Raw genomic sequence first — 4901 nt, forward strand, 5'->3', positions numbered from 1 at the left:
CAGAACCCGACGGCAACGCTTTCTACCGCCCCTTCAGGGCTCGATCGGGGGAGGAACCCGTTCCCAGGGTGAAACCCTGGGCTATGTTCCTTTGGCCCTTCAGGCCATCAAACCGTCTCCCCGCCCGTCGTGTCTAGACCCTTTATACGGTACAATAGGTATAAAACCGGCAGGGGCCTGCAAAGGAAGACAAGATTTTAGCTCCGTTGCCGGCGGAATGGTATAGAGAGACGCGCGGATGCGTGGCGCGTGCCGGGTCTTGCTTGACGGTGGCAGAATTGCGGGTCAGGTCGAGGGGTAAACGCTGGGCTATGTTCCTTTGGCCCTTCAGGCCATCAAACCGTCACCCGGTCCGTTGGGCCTAGGCTGCTTATACGGCTTAATAGGTGTAACTCCGGCAGGGCGCCTGGGGAGGAAGACAAGATTTTACCTCCATGGCCGTCGAAATGGTATAGTTCCTTTGGCCCTTCAGGCCATCAAACCGTCTCCCCGCCCGTTGGGCCTAAGGCAAAATTTTACCTCGATGCTCATCGAAATGGTCTTAGGGCCCGATGGCCGGGAGACGCGAGCAAAACCGAAAACGGGCGGTTGCTCCCTTAACCTGGGCGGCGCAGCGACACGTTGGTGGCCTTGATCAAGGCAACGACCGGGTCCCCCGCTCTGAGGCCCATTCGCTCGAGCGAACGCGTGGTGATGACGGCGGCAACCTCCCCGGCAGCCGTCTCGATGACGACCTCGCTCAAGACCTTATCGGAAACAATGTCTTTGACCGTCCCGGGCAGCTCGTTGCGAATGCTTTGTTCCATAACTTTGCTCGGCACCTGAGCCACCGTTCGCCGCTCCCGTGGAGAACGCAATGATAAAGCCTAGGTGCCGCGGATCACCAAATGCACCGGTTTTCAAGCCGGCTGAGTCGGTCTTCGCCCGCAGTGCCAGCCGGACCTCAGCCGGGGACTCCACGGAAAAGGTTCGGTATGTGATCGAGGAGGTCGCACTGCACCCTTGGAAGGGCCTGTCGATTAAGCGTGGGAACAAAACCAGAGTTTGTTTCCCTCTGAGTCCAGGAAGCCGCCTACCCAGAACCTGCCTTCGTACAGCGTCACCGGGTCAGATATGGTAACTGCTCGTTCCACTAATCGTTTCTCGGTCTCTCGAGCATCCGGTACTTGCAAGGTGATGCGCGGATTCGGATCCCCGGTGGGAGGATATTCGCGGATACTCAGTACCGAGCTGCCGATTCGGTAACCCACCTCACCGGTCGTTTCGCGATCTTCCTCCAACTGGAGGATTTGCGAATAGAAACGCCGGGCTCGAACGACATCTGTTGCGCCCAACGCAATTACCTTGACTGATTGGAATCCGAAAGGTGAATCTTTCATTTGAATCTTCCTATCTGTATTGTATCTATCCCCCCTTCGCCGCCAGCGCGCAAGTTAGAAGCGGCCCCAAGCGCCGCCGCCGCTGATCAGCTGCGGTCGCTGCTGCGGCGCTCGGGTTCGACCGGCGCGCCTATTCTGTCGTGGTCGTGTCCGCCTGGATCGCGATGACCTGCAGCCGGTCCACGGTTACATGGGCGTCACGAATCGGAACGGCGGCTGCCGCGGCGGTCGCGCCGGCGCGTGGCACGAGGAGGGGAACGGGCACGATGGTGACCTTCAGAGATTTGCCGTCTGTACTTTGATCTTTGACGATCCCGGTGACGTCAAACGACTGGCTGTGGCCGCCGGAGTGGTGCGCTCCCGCGTGCTTGATTCCGAACAGCGCCAGACTGCCGACGTAGTTTGAGCTATCCGGAGTGGGAGTGGCGCCCTCGGGAAGGTTTACGTAGACCTGGTAGGCAGCCGCAGGAACGGTTTGGTAATCGATGCCGCTTAGCTCGAGCAGAAGGTGACGCTCCTTTCCGGAGGGCACGTCGAGCAATGCCTCCTTGACGGCGCGGGCACCGAACACGTTTCTACCGGTAAGCGGGACCTCTTTGACGGTAGGCAGGCTTGACGAGAGTTCCACCGGCTGATTGATGGCGCCGAGGTCGACCCGCTCAGGGGTGGCAACCGCAGCCGCCGCAACGGCTTCATCGCTCCCTGCAGCCGCCGCGACGCGCCTGACGCGCCCCGGAAGGTTGGCGGATAACGGATGGCAGGTCGACTTGTCCGTATCGAAATGGATGTGGAGGTTCTCTGCCTGCATGTAGAAGCCGCGTTCGAGGTTCTGCGGGGTTGCGTCACGGTCGTAAAACCACCACGGCTTTTCGGTAAACCAAGCTGCCGGCGGCGCACTGCCCCATTGACGATGGGGAAGGCAGTCCCAGACGCTCCAGAGACGATCGATGTTGCAGTGATGAGCCCAGAAAATGGGATCTCCTGCCGCCGTGGTGACCTGCGACATGAGCCCGCCCGTGCCGCTGTTGCCGGCAGGGTCCGTCGCGATAAAGCCGCCGATGGCAAAGTGCACATTATTGTGAGGAGTCGTTTCGATCCGGCCTTGCGCACCCGGTTCAAGGTCGTTGGCGGCACCGGCAAACCCGCCGTCAGCGGTCACGCCGAAAAATTTTTCCGCCTGAAAGGCGAAGTCGGTCGAGACGGCGGCATCACTGAGCTCAAGTAATCCCTGCGTAAACGCATTTTCCCGGCGCGCATCGTAAAGGGGGTTGGTGGGCTGCCCTGTCGCAGGATCGTTCTCCGGGGCCCCATACAACGCCGGAAAGCCCCGCTGCTTCTTGTCGGTATAATCCCAGTAGGGAAGGCTAAGCCCCGGGTCTTGGGCGGCGTCACGCAGAATCCGTTCGAAGTAGTAGACGTACGCACGATGCCAGATCAAGAAATTCGCCGAGGCAAGCTTCAGTTCCGGGAAATGCGGACACTGATTCCAGAAGCGTTTTTGGTCGACCTTGGCAACGTCAGGATCCTGTTTTTGAGCGTCTGCAACCGCATCAGGCTCGACCCCATGCACCGCGGCCTGAAAAAACCAGCTGCGTGGATCGGACGGCTTGCGCGATTTCATCACCTGGACGCCGCGCTGAAGGGATTTAACCCGGTTCTGATCTTTGACAAAATCCTCAAGCTTCATCCGAGGATGGGTCAGCGTGGACGTGGACGCAGCCTCGGCGACGGCGAGCGGGCTCGTTCTACCAAACAAAACCAGCCCCGAGGCGGTGATTTTGATGAAGTTCCTTCTGGTGACTTCCATAGTTGGCGGTTTCCTTCGTGCGTGGTGGATTCATCCATCAAACGCCCGCGGCCGTTCCGGCCGTCGGGTAAGCAGATTCCGCCAAAATTATGGCGTGTGCTAACGGTTAGTCATCGTTAGATACTGACGTTCGGGAAGACCAGGGAAAAACGCGCGCCGTACCCGAAAGTATTACGGGAGAGGGTGGAACAGCCTTGGCCGTTCTTCCACGCCCTGAAGCCGGAGGATTGGCCCCTGAGTCCGTCCCGGCCGGGAAAATGAACATGTTGTTGCACTGGGCGATTTCGAAAGTTCCGCGTCCGCCTTGTCCGTGATCCAAAACCGCGCGCAGGCTTCCCGTTCCGAGAGGCTGTCGGCTACAGCCGTGACCGTCTTACGGCCCGAAGGGCCTGGACCGTTTACACGGTTTAATAGGTGTAACGCCGGCAGGTTTCGCGGCGCCGGCCCGACGAGCGTCAATCACATTCCTGTTAGGAACGCCGGGGTGCGACCGCCGGCCTACCACGGGTTGTAGTCGGGCTGCGTGAAAGTAAACCGGTTTTACCCGGCGTTTCGACGTAACCCGTTCCAGTCCAACGCGTCTGCAACGATAATGTAACCCTGCGGGTCCACCGGACGGCAGGTTCAACCTTCAGGACGCGAAAACTATACTGGACATCTTCCGATCATCACAAAAATAACGATATGAAGAAAATCGCTGTAATGGTTTTGGTAATGGCGTGCGCCGCGCGTTTGGTTGCCCAGGCCGATGATCCAGGGCCTCCCGATCAAGATAAATCTGAAACTCCGCCGCCTGAGAGGCCCATGGAACATCGCTTCTGGGACAGGCTCCACTTGACGGATGATCAAAGGGCGAAGTTGCACCAGATTCACGAAGCTGATGAGGAGGGCATTCGCTCTGCATGGGCGCAAGTGGCCATCGCTCGAGAGGTGTTGAAAGCCGCCCTGTTGGCCAACCCGGAAAACACCGCGGACGTCCAGACGAAAGCGACCAACCTGGCGAATGCGCTCAGCGCGACGGCGATTCGAATGGCGACCCACCGGGCGAAGGTCAACCAGGTGCTCACGCCCGTGCAACGGGTTGCCCTGCTTGAAGAAGGCCGGGAACATCGGATGCCTCATCGCTGCGAGCGCCCCGGCAGGGGCCGGGAGGAACGAGGCGAATGGCACGCCAGGGAGGAGGAGCGATGGCACGGCCGGGGCGAGGAGCGCGGCGAAGCACCCAGGCCGGAAAGGCGACACGGGCGGGTGCAAGATCAGTCGTCCGAGCAAACCCCGGCGCCTCCCCAGGAGACCCCGTCGCCTGCAACTCCCGAGGCGAGCCAAACCCCGGGAACACCTAACGGCTGAGCTCAGGCAGGGGCTTCAGCCGCTGTGCGGGCGTTCCCCAGGGGTTGAGGTTCCCTTCCAGCTTTACACCTGCAAGACCGTATAAATGGTCTAGGCCCAGCGGGCCGGCAGACGGTTTGACGGCCTGAAAGGCCAAAGGAACTTAGCCCAGGGTTTTACCCCACGGCCATTTAGTTAAGGACGGCAGACCGGGCGTGGCCTTCGTCCCGCAGGGACAACTGAGGTTAGCCAGGGACTTCAGTCCCTGGAAGGGGCATTTAAGAGCGATCGCGTCCTGTAGGGACGCCTGAAACGCTGGCCCCGCCGGGTTGGATTTGCTGAAGGGGCGGCAGAAGCCGGGAGCAACGCCCTCTGCCGCCCCTTCA

Annotated in this window: 4 protein-coding genes; 1 reads left to right on the forward strand and 3 read right to left on the reverse strand. The window is 60.2% G+C overall.

The genetic code is table 11. The features are described from left to right. Positions 1-596 precede the first annotated feature (596 nt). The 3 genes from JO015_10415 to JO015_10425 all read right to left on the reverse strand — a co-directional run bounded on the left by JO015_10415 (position 597) and on the right by JO015_10425 (position 3186). Positions 597-806, reverse strand: coding sequence for a TOBE domain-containing protein (locus tag JO015_10415; protein MBV9999512.1), 210 nt, complete (start codon positions 804-806; stop codon positions 597-599). 213 nt (positions 807-1019) lie between these two features. Then, on the reverse strand, positions 1020-1379 hold the full coding sequence (locus JO015_10420; protein ID MBV9999513.1) for a VOC family protein: 360 nt from the start codon (positions 1377-1379) through the stop codon (positions 1020-1022). A 130-nt stretch (positions 1380-1509) separates the two neighbouring features. Beyond that, positions 1510-3186, reverse strand: coding sequence for a tyrosinase family protein (locus tag JO015_10425; GenBank protein MBV9999514.1), 1677 nt, complete (start codon positions 3184-3186; stop codon positions 1510-1512). A gap of 684 nt (positions 3187-3870) precedes the next feature. Between JO015_10425 and JO015_10430 the strand changes: the two genes are divergently transcribed. After that, positions 3871-4536 carry a periplasmic heavy metal sensor gene (locus JO015_10430; protein ID MBV9999515.1) on the forward strand — a complete coding sequence of 222 codons (666 nt, stop codon included), beginning with the start codon at positions 3871-3873 and terminating at the stop codon, positions 4534-4536. Positions 4537-4901 lie beyond the last annotated feature (365 nt).

The organism is Verrucomicrobiota bacterium, assembly GCA_019247695.1.
Taxonomy (GTDB): Bacteria; Verrucomicrobiota; Verrucomicrobiia; order Chthoniobacterales; family JAFAMB01; genus JAFBAP01.